This window comes from Sphingobium sp. FW306-1B-F04DB (assembly GCF_058781925.1).
Genome location: NZ_JBYSXE010000045.1, coordinates 1 through 14,962, shown reverse-complemented (window position 1 = coordinate 14,962; position 14,962 = coordinate 1). Strand labels below are relative to the sequence as shown.

Sequence of the window (14,962 nt, the reverse complement as noted above, 5' to 3'; positions counted from 1 at the left end):
ACCGCAAGAAGCAGCGCGCCGCGCAGCTACGCACAAGCTGGCCGGCACCGATCCGAAAAAAATATTGCGGCGGCTCCCCTTGCCCTGCCGTTACATTTTCCGCCAAACATCCGCGCCAACAAGGAGAGTCGGATGTCTGAGCAGGATCTGTTTCCGGTACCGCGCGAATGGGCAGACAAGGCGCGGGTCAATGCCGCGAAATATGATCAGCTCTACGGCCGCGCGCTTGCCGATCCGGGCAGCTTCTGGCTCGAACAGGCCAAGCGCCTCGACTGGATCAAGCGCCCCGAGATCGCGGGCGACTGGTCGTTCAGGGAAGAGGATTTCCGCATCCAGTGGTTTGCCGACGGCAAATTGAACGTCTCGGTCAACTGCGTCGACCGTCACCTCAAGGACAAGGCCGACATCGTCGCCATCCTGTGGGAACCCGACAGCCCCGACGAAGCGCCGCGCAGCTACACCTACCGTCAACTCCATGAGGAAGTCTGCCGCTTCGCCAATGTGCTGAAAGGCGCGGGTGCCAAAAAGGGCGACCGCGTCACCATCTATCTGCCGATGATCCCCGAGGCCGCCTTCGCGCTGCTCGCCTGCGCGCGGATCGGCGCGATCCATTCGGTGGTCTTTGGCGGCTTCTCGCCCGAGGCGCTCGCAGGCCGCATCACCGACTGCGATTCAACGCTCGTCGTCACCGCCGATGAGGGCCGCCGCGGCGGCAAGAAGGTGCCCTTGAAGGCCAATGTCGACGAGGCGCTCAAGCATTGCATCGACGTCCGCAAGGTCGTGGTGGTCAAGGCGACCGACGGCACCGTTGCCATGAACCCACAGCGCGACATCTGGTATCACGAGGCCGCTGCCGATGTGACCGCCGACTGCCCGCCCGAGCCGATGGGCGCCGAGGATCCGCTCTTCATCCTCTACACCTCGGGCTCCACGGGCAAGCCAAAGGGCGTGCTCCACACCACGGGTGGCTATCTGCTCTGGGCAAGCCTGACGCACGAGCTCTATTTCGACTATCGCCCCGGCCAGATCTACTGGTGCGCGGCGGACATCGGCTGGGTCACCGGCCACAGCTATATCGTCTATGGCCCGCTCGCCAATGGCGCGACGACGCTCATGTACGAAGGCCTGCCCAACTGGCCGACCCCCAGCCGCATCTGGCAGGTCGCCGACCGCCATAATGTCGAGATCCTGTACACCGCGCCCACCGCGCTGCGCGCGCTGATGAAGGAAGGCGACGATTTCGTCACCTCCACCAGCCGCAAGTCGCTGAAGCTGCTCGGCACGGTCGGCGAACCGATCAACCCCGAGGCATGGCGCTGGTATCACGACGTTGTCGGCGAAGGCCGCTGCCCGATCGTCGATACCTGGTGGCAGACCGAGACGGGCGGTGCGATGATCGCGCCGATGCCCGGTGCGATCGACCTCAAACCCGGCTCGGCGACCAAGCCGATGTTCGGGGTTGAGCCGCAGCTGGTTGACAGCGAGGGGCGTGTGCTTGGGGGCGCGGCCGAGGGCAATCTCGTCATCGCGCGCAGCTGGCCGGGGCAGATGCGCAGCGTATGGGGCGATCACCAGCGTTTCTTCCAGACCTATTTCACCACCTATCCCGGCAAGTACTTCACGGGCGACGGCTGCCGCCGCGACGAGGACGGTTATTACTGGATCACGGGCCGCGTGGACGACGTCATCAATGTCTCGGGCCACCGCATGGGCACCGCCGAGGTCGAGAGTGCGCTCGTGCTCCATACCAAGGTCGCCGAAGCGGCAGTGGTCGGCATGCCGCACGACATCAAGGGCCAGGGCATCTATGCCTATGTGACGCTGAACGCGAATTGCGCGGCGAGCGAGGAACTGCGCGCCGAGCTGAAGCAATGGGTGCGCACCGAGATCGGGCCGATCGCGACCCCCGACGCGATCCAGTTTGCACCGGGCCTGCCCAAGACCCGCTCGGGCAAGATCATGCGCCGCATCCTCCGCAAGATCGCGGAGGGCGATGTGTCGTCATTGGGCGACATATCGACGCTCGCCGACCCGTCGGTGGTCGACGACCTCGTCGCCAACCGGGTCAAGTGATGCGCTGGCTCGCCGCACTATTGCTCGCGCTTGCACCAGCGGCGCTGGCGGCCGCCGAACCCGCAAAGGGCATCGTCATGGTGGGCGAGATGATCGCGCACCCCGGCAAGGGCGACACGCTCTATGCGCGGATGAAGAGAGAAGTCCCACCCATCCCCGAGACCAAGGGCTTGCGGGCCTATGAGGTGCTGCGCGACACAAAGAACCCCGACCGGATCGTCATCGTCGAGATCTGGGATTCGGCCCGGGACCACGCCGCCTCGGTGAAGCAGATCGACCCCGAGGCCATCCGCGAAGTGAAAGCGCTGATGGCAAGCATGAAGGGCGAGACCTTCAGCCATCAGTAGAAGCCGCGTCGCGCTGAATCGATGATCGGCGCCATCGGCGTCCGCCGCCCCACCCAGGTTTCGAGCGCAGGTCGGTCGGGCAGCTCGATGCGGCCATAGTGCGTCGCGACCAGCCCCTGTTCGGCCAGCACCGCCAGCGCCTTGCCAATCGTCACACGGCTGACTCCGACGGCCTCTGCGAGCATGGTCTGGCTGGCCCGCACCGCATCCGCATCGGCGAGCTCAAGCAGCGTCTTGGCGAGCCGCACCGTGGCTGAAAGTCGGCGCTCGTCGTCGAACAGATCGAGCGCGCGCGCAAGCTGGTAGGCGAGCGACGCGAGCAGGTGGTCACGCAGCGCCGGCTGGCCGTCGAGCAGGCGCTGGAAGCGCTCGCGCGTCACCTGGATGATCCGCGTCTCGCCGATGGCTGTCGCATCGAGCGCACGGGGCACATCGATGAACAGCGTCATCTCGCCGAAACAGGCGCCACGCTCCAGCATGCCGTGCGTGACCATCTGGCCATCGGCATCGAGCGTGCTGAAGCGGACCGCGCCCGTCTCGATGATCGAGAGTCCCGGTCTGTCGTCACCGCGCTGGTGTATGGTGGCGCCCGGGGCGTAACGAACGAGCCTCCCCGCACCGGAAAGCGCGGCGCGCATGGCGGGCGTCAGCCGATCATAGAAGCGCCCGAACCCCGGCGTCCCGCGTACCGCCATGCCGCCTCCAATTGCAAACTGGTTTGCAGTTTGTGCGCGTGCGGCGTGCTAATCAAGTCCCGATACCAAGCGCAGGGAGAGGACAATGCGCCAGGAAATTCTGCTCATCGTCGCGATCTATGCGGGCTTTGCGCTCCTCGAGCTTGCGCGCACGGGCTTCTTCCGCAAGCCCGGCCAGATACGCGATGATGCAATCCTGGAGATCGTCAGCACGCTGGCGCTGCTCGGGCTCACGCAACCGCTCATCCTGTTTCTGGCCACCGAGCTCGGGGCGGTCATCGCGCCTGGCGCGCGCAATGCGCTCGCCGACCTCAACATTGTCGCCGCGATCGCGCTTTTCCTCGTCCTCGACGACATGACCCAATATTGGTGGCACCGCGCCGCGCACAGCTTTCCGTGGCTCTACAAGCTCCACCGGCCCCATCACGACGCCGCCTATATGAGCGTCCGGCTCGTTTACCGGAACAACCTCTTCTACTACCTCGCGATGCCCGCAATCTGGTTCTCGGGCATGCTCGTCTATCTCGGCCTGGGCTATGTCTATGCGGGCTATGTCGTCGTCAAGCTGGCCGTGATCATCGGCGCCCATTCGGACGTTGCGTGGGATCGGCCGCTCTATCGGCTCAAATGGCTCGCGCCGCTGATGTGGCTGGTCGAGCGCACGATTTCCACGCCCTCGACGCACCATGCGCATCACGGCCGCCACAAGGCCGACGGCGTGACGCATTACAAGGGCAATTTCGGCAACCTGCTGTTCTTCTGGGACGTGCTTTTCGGAACCGCGCACATTACGCGGCGCTATCCCGAAAGCTATGGCGTCGAGGACCTGCCGCCCACGTCGATCGGCGAGCAGCTGGCCTGGCCGCTCATCTCAACCGGCACGTCGATTCCGGCGCCGCGCGCGACGCCCGAAGCGCAGCCGGGCGCTATCTGAGCAGCACCAGTTCCTCGGCCATGCTCGGATGGAGCGCCACGGTGTCGTCCCAGGCCTGTTTGGTGAGCCCCGCCTTCACCGCGACCGCGGCGGCCTGAAGGATCTCGGGCGCGTCGGGGCCGATCATGTGCAGCCCGACGACGACATTGGTCTCCGCATTGCAGATCATCTTGTAGAGCGAACGCTCGTTGCGGCCGGCAAGAACATTCTTCATCGGCCGGAAATCGGACTGATAGACCTTGATCGAACCGAGCTTGTTGCGCGCCTGCCCTTCGGTCATGCCGACGCCCGCGATCGGCGGGTGGCTGAACACGGCGGAGGGGATGCAGCTGTAATCGACGCGCGTCGGCTTGTTGCCGAAGATCGTGTCGGCAAAGGCCTGGCCCTCGCGGATCGCGACGGGGGTAAGCTGGACGCGATTGGTGACATCGCCCACCGCATAGATGCTGTCGGAACTCGACTTGTTGTCGGCATCGACCACGATCGCGCCATTGGCGTCGACCTCGACCCCGGCGGTCTCGAGGCCGAGCCCGTCGGTATTCGGGCTGCGCCCGGTGGCGAACAGCACCGCATCGGCCTCGATCGCATCGCAACCCTTGAGAAAGACCTTGAGCGAGCCGTCTTCCTGTTTCTCGATCTTCTCGAAGGGCGCGTTGAACTTGAAGGTGATCCCCTTCATCATCGAGATCTGGAGCAGCCGATCGCGGATCTGCTCGTCATAGCCGCGCAGGATCTTATCCGAACGGTTGACCAGCGTGACCTGCGTGCCGAACTCGTGAAAGATGCCGGCGAACTCGTTGGCGATATAGCCGCCCCCCGCGATGACGATCCGTTTCGGCAGGCTTTCGAGGTGGAACACCTCATTCGAGGTGATACCATGCTCCGCGCCGGGCACGTCGGGGACGATCGGCCAGGCGCCCGTCGCGATCAGGATCTTGGCCGCGGTCACGGTCTTGCCCGAGGCGAGCCTGACCTTGTTGGGGCCGGTGACCGTCGCGCGTTCGAGGATCATCTCGACCTTGTTGTTTTCGAGCGTGTCCATGTACGCGCGGTTGAGCCTGTCGACATCGGCGAGGACATTGCCCCTGAGTGTCGCCCAGTCGAACTTGCAGTCGGGCACTTCCCAGCCGAAGCGCTTGGCATCCTGAAGATCCTCGGCGAAATGCGCGCCATAGACGAGCAACTTCTTGGGCACGCAGCCGCGGATCACGCAGGTACCGCCTACGCGATATTCCTCGGCGATCGCGACCTTGGCGCCGTGGGCGGCCGCAACGCGCGAGGCGCGCACGCCCCCCGATCCCGCGCCAATCACGAAAAGGTCATAGTCGTAGGCGGGCATATGCGTTCCTCAATCCGTGCGTATCGCGGCCCATCTAGGGAGCCGCCTCCCAACAGACAAATCGCTTTTGCGCGTCAGACTGATCGCTTCAGCCAAAGGCGCGCGCGATCAGCGCGCGCGTCGAGGCATCGAAGCGATCGGTGCCCTCGCTGTCGATCGACTTCGCAATCTCCTTGCCGAGTTCGACCCCGAACTGGTCGAAGGGGTTGATGCCGAGCAGCGTGGCGTTGACGAATACGCGATGCTCATAGAACGCGATGAGCGCGCCCAGCGTACGCGGGTCGACGCGATCGAGCAGGATCGTGGTCGAAGGGCGATCACCCGGATAGGCGCGCGCACCGTCATCGCTCTCGCGGCCCGCCATCAAGGCCGCACCCTGCGCAAAGCAGTTGATGAGCAGCTGACGGTGGTGCGCCTCGTCGAGCGGATGGTCCGGCTCGATCACAGCGATGAACTCGACGGGTACGAGGTGCGCGCCCTGGTGGAGCAGCTGGAACACCGCGTGCTGCGCATCCGTGCCCACGCCGCCCCAGGTGATCGGCGCGCTCGGTCGGCCCAGCGGCGCGCCATCGGTGGCGACGCGCTTGCCGTTCGATTCCATCTCGAGCTGCTGGAGATAGCTGGGGAGCAGCCGCAAGCGTTCGTCATAGGCGAACACCGCGCGCGTCTCGCAACCGCGCAGTTGCGCATAATAGAGATCGGCAAAGGCGGCGAGCACGGGCGCGTTAGTCTCGATCGGTGCCAGACGGAAATGCCGGTCCATCGCGGCAGCGCCTTCGAGCAGTTCCTCGAAGGCATCCCAGCCGAGCGCAAGCGCGGCGGGAAAGCCGATCGAGGACCAGAGCGAATAGCGCCCGCCAACGCTTTCCGAAAATGGCAGCACGCGCGTCTCGTCGACGCCCCATTCGATCGCGCGCTCAGGCGCCGCGGTCAGCGCGACCACGCGGCCATAGGGATCCTCGACCCCCGCCTCGGTCATCCATTCGAGCGCGCTCTGCGCGTTGAGCATCGTCTCGGTGGTGGTGAAGGTCTTGGACGCCACGGCCAGCAAGGTCGCCGAAGGATCGAAGCGGTTGAACGCCTCCTCGAGCGCGGCACCGTCGACATTGGAGACAATGGCTACGTCATAGCGCCCCGAATCGCGGCCGAGCGCATCGACCAGCAGGTCGGGGCCCAGCGCCGAACCCCCGATGCCGACATGCAGGATATGCCGGATCGGGCCCAGCGCCTCCGCCTCGATCGCGTCGATCAGCGCGCGCATCCGCGCATGGAACATCCGCGCGCGGCTAACGCTCTGGGGATTACCCTCGCCGCGCTCCGCGGTGTGCTCGGCGGCGCGGCCCTCGGTGACGTTAACGGTCTTGCCCGCGAACAGCGCCTCGCGCGCGGCGCCCAGCTTCATCTCCTGGGCGAGCGCCGCAAAATCGGAAACGATCTCTGGCGTCAGATGCGTCTTGGACCAGTCGAAGCGGATGCCCGCCTCCTCGAGGGTGAAGCGCGAGAGCCGGTCGGGCGAAGCCGCGAAGAGTTCTGACAGCGTTGGCCTGTCGGCATTTTCAAGGCGGGTCCAGGCGGCGGCTTCGGTCATCTACGCATCTCCCAATGATCGCCGCTTCCTCTAGCAAGATCGACGCGGCTTTCCAGCGAAAGCGACGCGCCGATTGACCGACTCGTCTTAGGTGCATATACACGCAAATCATGCTGTCCACCGCCTGCGTCTGCACGAAGCTCCGTCGCTCGGCGCGCGCGGTGACCGCGCTTTACGATGATGCGCTCGGGCCCATCGGCCTGACCACGTCGCAATTCGCGCTGCTGAGGGCGCTCCAGCGCACCGGCGCCGCGCCGTTGTCGACGCTTGCCGTTGCCACCGGACTCGATCGCACGACGCTCAACCGCGCGCTTCAGCCGCTCGAAACGGGCAAGCTGATCTGCTCGCGCCCCGGTGCCGATCAGCGCATGCGCATCGTCGAGCTCACCGGCGGGGGCATGGCGAAGCTGGCGCTCGGAACGCCGCTCTGGGAAGACGCGCAACGCCGCATGGCCCACACGCTGGGCGCAGATCGCGATCAGCTCTTCACCATTCTCGATCGTATTGAGGAAATCCGCGCGTGAACGCCTCCCCCGTCTCGACGATGAAAAGCCCGTGGACCGTGATCCTTTGCGCCGCGGTCATCGTCACGCTCGCGATGGGCGTGCGCCAGTCCTTCGGGCTTTTCCTGCCGCAGATGAGCATGGCGCTCGATATCGGCCGGTCGAGCTTCGGCCTTGCGCTGGCGATCCAGAACCTCGTCTTCGGGCTCGTCCAGCCTTTTGTCGGCGCGATCGCGGACAAGCACGGTGCGGGCCGCGTCACGCTCGGCGGCGCCATTCTCTATGCCGCCGGCCTGATCGCCGCAGCCGCCGCCACGAACGCGGTTGGCATCCACCTCTCGCTCGGCGTGATGGTCGGGCTCGCGATGGCCGGCTGCACCTTCACTGTCACCATGGGCGCGGTCGGGCGCGTCGTCCCCGCCGACAGGCGCAGCATGGCCTTCGGGATCGTCACCGCTGGTGGGTCGGTGGGGCAGTTCCTCGTCGTCCCCGGCGCACAGGCGCTGCTCGCCGATCTGGGCTATCGCAGCGCCTTCATCGTGCTCGCGGGCCTCATCGCGACGATCGCGGCCTTCGCGATCGGCGTCGCGGGCCGTCCCGGCGACCATGCCGATGCGGGCCCGCAACAGACCGCGCGCGAGGCGCTCGCCGAAGCCAGCGGCCAACGCAGCTTCTGGCTGCTCAATGCGGGCTATTTCGTCTGCGGCTTCCATGTCGCCTTCATCGCGACGCACTTTCCCGCCTATCTCAACGACAAGGGCCTCGGCACGAGCATCGGTGCGACCGCGCTCGCGCTGATCGGGCTGTTCAACATCCTTGGCTCCTATGTCTTCGGTCTGGCAGGGGACCGGCTGCGCAAGCATCAGGTGCTCGCGGCGCTCTACACCGGCCGCGCGGCGCTGATCGCGTTGTTCCTGATCCTCCCGCTCAGCTCGGTCACCGCGCTCGGCTTCGCCTGCATCATGGGCTTTCTCTGGCTGGGCACCGTGCCGCTGACCAACGGACTGGTCAGCCAGATCTTCGGCGTCCGGCACCTCTCCATGCTCGGCGGGATGGTGTTCATGAGTCATCAGATCGGCAGCTTTTTCGGCGCTTGGGCGTCGGGTTTCGTCTATGACCTAAGCGGTTCCTATGATTTCGCGTGGGGCGTCTCGATCGCGCTGGGCCTGTTCGCCGCGCTGATCCACCTGCCGATCCGCGATGCGCCACTGGCAAGGCTGCAACCCGCGTGAAGCGCCCGCACCCCCTTGTCATCCTGGGCGTAATGCTGGTGATTGCCGCACTAGGGTGGGCCCTCTGGCGCGATCAGGGCGCGATGGTGTGGCTCTCGGGCTTCATCGCCTATTGCTTCTGAATCCGGGCAGCGCTTGATTTTGCCCCCTTTCCACAGCAAAGCGCGGACATGACCGATATCACGCCGGCCGAGGCCCTTTCCAACGCGCGCCCGAAGAAGAAGTCGGAAACGCTTGATTTCCTTGGCTTCCTGCTCAAGCTCGGGATCATCGTCTTCGTCATCCGCAGCTTCATCGCCGCGCCCTTCAACATCCCGTCCGAATCGATGATGCCGCGGCTGCTGGTGGGCGACTATCTGCTCGTGTCGAAGTGGAACTATGGCTATTCGAAATACAGCCTGCCCTTCAGCCTGCCGCTGATCCGGGGCCGGGTCATGGCCGACACGCCCGAGCGTGGCGACGTCGTCGTGTTCAAGGCACCCCCCAGCCAGCGCCAGGATTATATCAAGCGCGTCATTGGCGTGCCGGGTGACATGATCCAGGTCATCAACGGCCAGGTCATCCTCAACGGCACGCCCGTCCCGCGCGAACGCATCGCCGACATCGTGCTTCCCGATACCCCGACCAGCCACTGCCTGACGCCCGTGTCGGGCGAACGCAGCGCCGACGGCACCGTCACGTGCCGCTATCCGCGCTATCGCGAGACGCTGCCGGGCGGAAAGAGCTATGAAGTGCTCGACACGACGCAGCGCACCACGGGCGACAACACCCAGGTCTTCGTCGTGCCCAAAGGCATGCTGTTCCTGATGGGTGACAATCGCGACCACAGCGCCGACAGCCGCTTCCCGGCTGCCGACAACGGCGCGATCGGCATGGTTCCAGAGGAGAATCTGGTCGGCAAGGCGTGGATCAGCGTCTTTTCCACCGACGGCAGCGCCGAATGGCTCCTGCCTTGGACCTGGTTCACCGCGGCACGCTGGGGCCGCGTCGGGGAAGGCTTCTGAGCAGGCCCGATCTCGGCGCCTGGATCGCTGAGGCGCTGGGCCATGACGCGAAGGACCTCGCGCTTTTCACGCGTGCACTGACGCATGGCAGCCATGCCGGCGACAATTACGAACGGCTCGAGTTCCTCGGTGATCGCGTGCTCGCGCTGGTGATCGCCGAATGGCTCTATGCCGATTTTTCCGACGAGCCCGAGGGCAAGCTCTCGCGGCGCCTCAACGCGCTCGTGACGCGCGAGATGTGCGCGCAGGTCGGGCGCGGCATTGGCGTGGTACCTTGGCTGCGCCTCGGCAAGCAGGCGCGCGACGACGGCGCGGCGCAAAGCGACAATGTCGTGGGCGATGTCGTCGAGGCGCTGATCGGCGCGCTCTATCTCGAAGGCGGGCAGGAGGCGGCGCGCAGCTTCATCCGGCGTGCATGGGCGGATCTCGTCGGAACGCAGGGCGCCGCGCCCAAGCATCCCAAATCCGAACTTCAGGAATGGGCGGCCGCGCACAATCGCAAGCCTCCGGTCTATGAGATCACCGACCGTTCGGGCCCGCACCATTCGCCCAGGTTCACCGTCACCGTCACGATCGGCAAGCTCGCCGAGGCCAGCGCCACCGGCACGTCCAAGCAGGAGGCGGAGACCGCGGCGGCGAAGGCACTGCTCGAAAAGCTGTCAGGCTGATTCAGAAACGCAGCATCGGCTCGAGCGTACGACCATCCTTCAGGGCGCGCTGGGGCGCGGTGTCCGCGTAGACGATCTCCTCGATGATCTTGCCGTCGCGCAGCGTGAACTTGTCGACGCCGCGCCATTGGACGCGCTTTCCGCCCGCCATGTTGGTCAGTTGCCATTCTACGATCACGACATTGCCGCGCCATGTCCAGTCGAGCAATTGCCAGACCAGATCGGGCGTCTGCGCGTTGTGCGCGGCGTTCAGGCGGCCGATTTCCGACCCCGCGACCGCGCGATCGACATAGGGATAGTGCAGCACGCCATCGGGATGCCACAGCGCCTCGAAAGCGGCCGGTTCACGCGCCGCCCACGCGGCCGCAAAGGCGACAACGAAATCGGAAACATCGCCATCCGTCATCGGAATCTCCCGTTTGTTGCGCGACCGTCCTCTCATGAATCGCTGGCCGCGGCGTCCCGCTTCTTGCGTTCAACACGGTTTCGCGCGAATGGCAGAGGCGTGAACACTCTCCCCAATCAAAGATGCGGCCTCGTCGCGATCGTCGGCGCGCCCAATGCGGGCAAATCGACGCTGGTCAATGCGCTGGTCGGCCAGAAGGTCGCGATCGTCAGCCCCAAGGCGCAGACGACGCGCACCCGGTTGATGGGCATCGCAATCGACGGCGCCAACCAGATCATGCTCGTCGACACCCCGGGGATCTTCGAACCGCGCCGGCGGCTCGATCGCGCGATGGTGGCCGCGGCGTGGGACGGCGCGCGCGACGCGGACCTGATCGCGCTCGTGGTGGATTCAAAGGCGGGGCTCGGGCCCAAGGTCCAAAGCATCGTCGAAGCCCTGAAGGACCGGCGCGAGCCCAAGATCCTGATCCTCAACAAGGTCGACATATCGGACAAGGGCAAGCTGCTCGTCCACGCGGAGCGGCTCAACGAGCGGATCGCCTTCGATCATATCTTCATGGTGAGCTCGACGACGGGCGACGGCCTTCCCGAACTCAAGGCGGCGCTCGGCGCGGCGATGCCCGAAGGCGTGTGGCATTTCCCCGAGGATCAGGTCTCCGACGCCACCGACCGCATGCTTGCGGCAGAGGTCACGCGCGAGCAGCTCTATCTCCAGCTCCACGCCGAACTGCCCTATGCGAGCGCGGTCGAGACCGAGAAATATTCCGAGCGCGAGGACGGATCGGTCGAGATCCACCAGCAGATCCTCGTCGCGCGCCCGACGCAGCGCGCCATCATCCTTGGCAAGGGCGGCCAGCGGCTGAAGGAGATCGGCAGCCGCGCGCGCGCGCAGCTTTCGGAGCTGCTCGGCGGGGTGCGCGTGCATCTCTATCTGCACGTGAAGGTGAAGCCCGACTGGGAGGAGGATCGCGGCCTCTACCGCGACATCGGCCTCGACTGGGTGGAGTGACGAAGATGGCCGAGCGATTCGAGCGACACCGCCAGCCCTGGACCTCCGACGAAATCCAGAAGCTTCACCGGCTCGCAGCCAAGGGCATGTCGTTGAAAGCCATCGCCAAGGCGCTGACGCGCAGCGAGGAATCGGTCCAGACGCGCGCAAAGCTGGATGGATTGAAGGTCAGCAAGCTCCGCTAGCGGCCGCGCCGCGCGTACTCAGAACTTCGCGTAGAGGATCGCGATCAGCGCGACCCAGATCGTGACGGCGAACGATATCATCAGGATACAGTCCGACTTCGACTTCAGCAGTTTTAGTGCCCGCATCACCCTCATCCCAGTATTTTTATTATAGGACGCATAGTTTCGCTTTTGCGCGCGGAATGCAAGCGGTAAAGCCGCGGTGGCGCGCCTGCCCCGATCACCCCGCCAGAAGTACGTCCACCCAGTCGCGTACGAGCACGCTCGCCGGCCCCAGCCGCGTCTCGTCGAACAGGTAGCTCCCCGCCGACGGATCGAGATTGAGTTCGAGCGTGTCGGCGCCGTGGTAGCGTGCGGTCTGGACGAAGCCTGCCGCGGGATAGACCGCTCCCGACGTGCCGATCGACACGAACAGGTCGGCGCGTCCAAGCGCATCATCGATGCGGTCCATCTGATAGGGCATCTCGCCGAAGAAGACGATGTCGGGACGCAGCGCCCGCGCGCCGCAGGCGGGGCATTCGGGGCCGTGCCCCATCGGCCCGTCCCAGCGCGTCACCGCGCCGCACGCAGTGCACAGCGCAGAACGCAACTCGCCATGCATGTGGAGCAGCCGCCGCGCGCCCGCGCGTTCGTGCAGGTCGTCGACGTTCTGCGTCACGATCAGCAATTCGCCGGGCCATGCGGCATCGAGCCGCGCCAGCGCCGCGTGCGCCGCATTGGGCGTCACGCCATCGAGCGCCGCGCGGCGCGCATCGTAGAAGCGGTGCACGAGCACGGGATCGCGCGCCAGCGCCTCGGGCGTGCACACATCCTCGACGCGGTGCCCCTCCCATAGGCCGTCGGGTCCGCGAAAGGTTGCAAGGCCGCTTTCGGCGGAAATCCCGGCCCCCGTCAGGATCACGATGTTGCGGATGTCGGGCATTGCCATGTCGCGCATCACGCCGGCGGCCAGGCGTCCTTGCCATAGGTCCAGTGCGTGGCGAAACGCCCGTCGCCGCCCTGGATCAGCACCTGCGCCTCGAAGCCGCCCGTGCCCGCCTTGTGCGCGGTATCGACCGCGTCGCGGATCGCCGCGCTCTGCGTCGCATAGGGGCCGTAATTCTTGCCGTCGATGTTGATCATCCACTGGTCGCCATGCGCGATGATGGCATAACGGGCGTGCGGCATGGAAAATCCTTGGTCGTGCAGGGAAGGCGGACGCTAGCCGCTCCTCCCCGCAATGGCCAGACCTTGATCGTTTCAGACTGAGTCAGTCTGAAACGTGAATCAAGGTCTCAACTGTTTGAATAGAGCCTGATTTACGCTTTCGACAGAAGCGCAAGGCGCTTCCACCTCAAACGATCAGGCTCCAGCCCCTCAGCGTCCGGCGAACTGCGTGATCTCCTGGTCGGCATCACGCCCATAGGCATCGTCCCGAAAGGCAATCCCCGTGTCGGTCGGCGCCGCGGTGAGGTAGGTGAGATAGACGGGCACCGGCTGGGGTAGCCAGACCTGCTGTTCGGGTGTGTCCGACTCGGCCTCCAGCGGCTTGCCAAACAGCCAGCGCGCCAGCCGCGCGGCATCCTCGACGCGCACGCAGCCCGAGCTGAACAGGCGTGGATCCTCCTTGAACAGCGCCTTTTCTGGCGTGTCGTGGAGGTAGACGCCCAGATCGTTGGGGAACATGAACTTCATCTTGCCCATCGAATTGGTCTTGCCCGGAAGCTGGCGCACGCGCAGTTCCTGGCTTCCCGCCGAAACCGCGTTCCAGTCGATCTCCGACTGGTCGAGCACCCGCGCATCAGTTGTCCACCCAGACAGCGCTTCATAGCCCATCGCGTTCAGCGCCTCGCCCTTCTCGACCACGCGCGGCACGATGCGCTTGCGCACAAGATCGGGGGGGACGTTCCAATAGGGATTGACAACGGCATAGCGCATCATCCCCGCCAGCATCGGGGTCGGTTCGGTCGGCTTGCCCACGATGACCTTCATCGTGTCCACGACCTTGCCGTCATCGTAGAGCCACAGCCGTGCCGCCGCCGAATCGACGATGATGTAGCGCTTCTGCGTACCCGGCAGGACGCGGGCGCGCTCGAGGTTCACCCGGAGCAGATGCGCGTAATAGCCCGACCCGCGGTTGAGCGCCGCCACCGTTTTCGCACCGACGATCGCATCGGCGGGCAGCCCATGCGCCGCCTGCCAGGCTTTCACCTTTGCCGCCAGCGACTTGTCGAAAGCTCCGCCCGCGGGCACGCCCAGCCGCGTGCGCAGCATGGTGACGCGCGCGCCCTTCATGCCCGGACGCAGCGTGGGCCCCGCAGGCAATGTCATTTCAGGCAGCGCGGCCCATCTGTCGTGATACTCGACCAGCCCGGCACGCAGCCGCGCGTAAATCGGGCTCATCCAGCCCATGGTGTCGAGATAGTCGGTCATGGAGGACTGGACGCCCGCGGCGCGCAGCACCTCGATCTCGGTGGGCTGTTCGGGCACGAGCTCCTGGTCGAGATAGACCGTCCTCACCGATGACGGGCGTCGCAACGCGCGGACATAGGCGGCGAAGGTGCGCGAAAGGCGGATTTCGGCGCGCGCGAGCATCTCGGGATCGCCACCACGCGCCGCATCGACAGTGTCGCGCAAGTCCTCGGGGTCGAAATCCGCTGGATCGAGGCCGTCGAGATCGGCGCTTTCGACAAGCTCGATCAGCCGGTCTGCCTCGGGACCCAGCGTATCGCCGCGGATCCACAATGGCCACCAGGATCGTGCCCGGTAAAAGCTCTTGAGCTTTCCGCCGACCGCGGAGCGCAGCTCGGCCGACACTTCGGCGGTTGGCCGGGTCTGCGCCAGCAGGGGCGGGGCAAGCATGGACAGCGCCAGAACGGGCGCGAGGCATGTCAGTGACAGATGTCGCCACGCCGGCGCTGTGCCGGCGTGGGGACGGAACAATAGTTTACGCATAGACTGGATCAGTGGCCTCTCTCACCGGAAGGGCTGGGTGGTGGTG

At 65.5% G+C, this 14,962-nt stretch carries 16 protein-coding genes; 9 read left to right on the top strand and 7 right to left on the bottom strand.

The genetic code is table 11. From position 1 onward, the window contains the following. The first annotated feature begins 132 nt into the window (after nucleotides 1–132). Nucleotides 133–2,073, top strand: a complete 1,941-nt coding sequence (acs, locus tag AC3WJD_RS16865; RefSeq protein WP_492747879.1) for an acetate--CoA ligase — start codon at nucleotides 133–135, stop codon at nucleotides 2,071–2,073. Then, nucleotides 2,073–2,420 (top strand): putative quinol monooxygenase, encoded by a 348-nt coding sequence (locus AC3WJD_RS16860; protein ID WP_492747878.1) that lies wholly within the window; start codon nucleotides 2,073–2,075, stop codon nucleotides 2,418–2,420. The genes acs and AC3WJD_RS16860 overlap by 1 nt, the downstream gene beginning before the upstream one ends. Here AC3WJD_RS16860 and AC3WJD_RS16855 read toward each other — a convergent pair. Beyond that, on the bottom strand, nucleotides 2,414–3,115 hold the full coding sequence (locus AC3WJD_RS16855; RefSeq protein ID WP_492747877.1) for a Crp/Fnr family transcriptional regulator: 702 nt from the start codon (nucleotides 3,113–3,115) through the stop codon (nucleotides 2,414–2,416). The two genes, AC3WJD_RS16860 and AC3WJD_RS16855, sit on opposite strands and share 7 nt — an antisense overlap. A gap of 85 nt (nucleotides 3,116–3,200) precedes the next feature. Here AC3WJD_RS16855 and AC3WJD_RS16850 point away from each other — a divergent pair, with 85 nt between their 5' ends. Beyond that, a complete protein-coding gene (locus tag AC3WJD_RS16850; protein ID WP_492747876.1) occupies nucleotides 3,201–4,049 on the top strand; it encodes a sterol desaturase family protein in 849 nt (282 codons plus the stop codon). On the opposite strand, the gene gor is transcribed toward AC3WJD_RS16850, so the two are convergent. Both gor and pgi read right to left on the bottom strand, forming a co-directional pair. Continuing rightward, nucleotides 4,042–5,388, bottom strand: a complete 1,347-nt coding sequence (gor, locus tag AC3WJD_RS16845) for a glutathione-disulfide reductase (RefSeq protein WP_492747875.1) — start codon at nucleotides 5,386–5,388, stop codon at nucleotides 4,042–4,044. The two genes, AC3WJD_RS16850 and gor, sit on opposite strands and share 8 nt — an antisense overlap. 88 nt (nucleotides 5,389–5,476) lie before the next feature. Beyond that, the gene (pgi, locus tag AC3WJD_RS16840) at nucleotides 5,477–6,976 is read right to left on the bottom strand and encodes a glucose-6-phosphate isomerase (protein ID WP_492747874.1); all 1,500 of its coding nucleotides are present in this window, start codon (nucleotides 6,974–6,976) and stop codon (nucleotides 5,477–5,479) included. Nucleotides 6,977–7,086: 110 nt separating this feature from the next. Here pgi and AC3WJD_RS16835 point away from each other — a divergent pair, with 110 nt between their 5' ends. From AC3WJD_RS16835 to rnc, 4 genes are all read left to right on the top strand, one after another. After that, nucleotides 7,087–7,500 (top strand): MarR family winged helix-turn-helix transcriptional regulator, encoded by a 414-nt coding sequence (locus AC3WJD_RS16835; protein ID WP_492747873.1) that lies wholly within the window; start codon nucleotides 7,087–7,089, stop codon nucleotides 7,498–7,500. Then, nucleotides 7,497–8,711 carry an MFS transporter gene (locus AC3WJD_RS16830; protein ID WP_492747872.1) on the top strand — a complete coding sequence of 405 codons (1,215 nt, stop codon included), beginning with the start codon at nucleotides 7,497–7,499 and terminating at the stop codon, nucleotides 8,709–8,711. Before AC3WJD_RS16835 ends, AC3WJD_RS16830 begins: the two co-directional genes overlap by 4 nt. Nucleotides 8,712–8,881: 170 nt before the next feature. Further along, nucleotides 8,882–9,715 carry a signal peptidase I gene (lepB, locus tag AC3WJD_RS16825; protein WP_492747871.1) on the top strand — a complete coding sequence of 278 codons (834 nt, stop codon included), beginning with the start codon at nucleotides 8,882–8,884 and terminating at the stop codon, nucleotides 9,713–9,715. After that, complete coding sequence (gene rnc / locus AC3WJD_RS16820; RefSeq protein WP_492747870.1) at nucleotides 9,652–10,383, top strand: ribonuclease III; 732 nt, start codon at nucleotides 9,652–9,654, stop codon at nucleotides 10,381–10,383. Before lepB ends, rnc begins: the two co-directional genes overlap by 64 nt. Nucleotide 10,384: 1 nt before the next feature. Here rnc and AC3WJD_RS16815 read toward each other — a convergent pair whose 3' ends face one another. Beyond that, complete coding sequence (locus AC3WJD_RS16815) at nucleotides 10,385–10,789, bottom strand: nuclear transport factor 2 family protein (protein WP_492747869.1); 405 nt, start codon at nucleotides 10,787–10,789, stop codon at nucleotides 10,385–10,387. Between the two features lie 99 nt (nucleotides 10,790–10,888). Here AC3WJD_RS16815 and era point away from each other — a divergent pair, with 99 nt between their 5' ends. Both era and AC3WJD_RS16805 read left to right on the top strand, forming a co-directional pair. Further along, on the top strand, nucleotides 10,889–11,797 hold the full coding sequence (era, locus tag AC3WJD_RS16810; protein ID WP_492747868.1) for a GTPase Era: 909 nt from the start codon (nucleotides 10,889–10,891) through the stop codon (nucleotides 11,795–11,797). Between the two features lie 5 nt (nucleotides 11,798–11,802). Beyond that, a complete protein-coding gene (locus tag AC3WJD_RS16805) occupies nucleotides 11,803–11,982 on the top strand; it encodes a hypothetical protein (protein ID WP_492747867.1) in 180 nt (59 codons plus the stop codon). 220 nt (nucleotides 11,983–12,202) lie between these two features. Here AC3WJD_RS16805 and AC3WJD_RS16800 read toward each other — a convergent pair whose 3' ends face one another. From AC3WJD_RS16800 to AC3WJD_RS16790, 3 genes are all read right to left on the bottom strand, one after another. Continuing rightward, a complete protein-coding gene (locus tag AC3WJD_RS16800) occupies nucleotides 12,203–12,904 on the bottom strand; it encodes an NAD-dependent deacylase (RefSeq protein ID WP_492747906.1) in 702 nt (233 codons plus the stop codon). A 14-nt stretch (nucleotides 12,905–12,918) separates the two neighbouring features. Beyond that, nucleotides 12,919–13,149, bottom strand: coding sequence for a DUF2188 domain-containing protein (locus AC3WJD_RS16795; RefSeq protein ID WP_492747866.1), 231 nt, complete (start codon nucleotides 13,147–13,149; stop codon nucleotides 12,919–12,921). Nucleotides 13,150–13,338: 189 nt separating this feature from the next. Next, on the bottom strand, nucleotides 13,339–14,823 hold the full coding sequence (locus AC3WJD_RS16790) for a L,D-transpeptidase family protein (RefSeq protein WP_492747865.1): 1,485 nt from the start codon (nucleotides 14,821–14,823) through the stop codon (nucleotides 13,339–13,341). Between the last annotated feature and the right edge of the window lie 139 nt (nucleotides 14,824–14,962).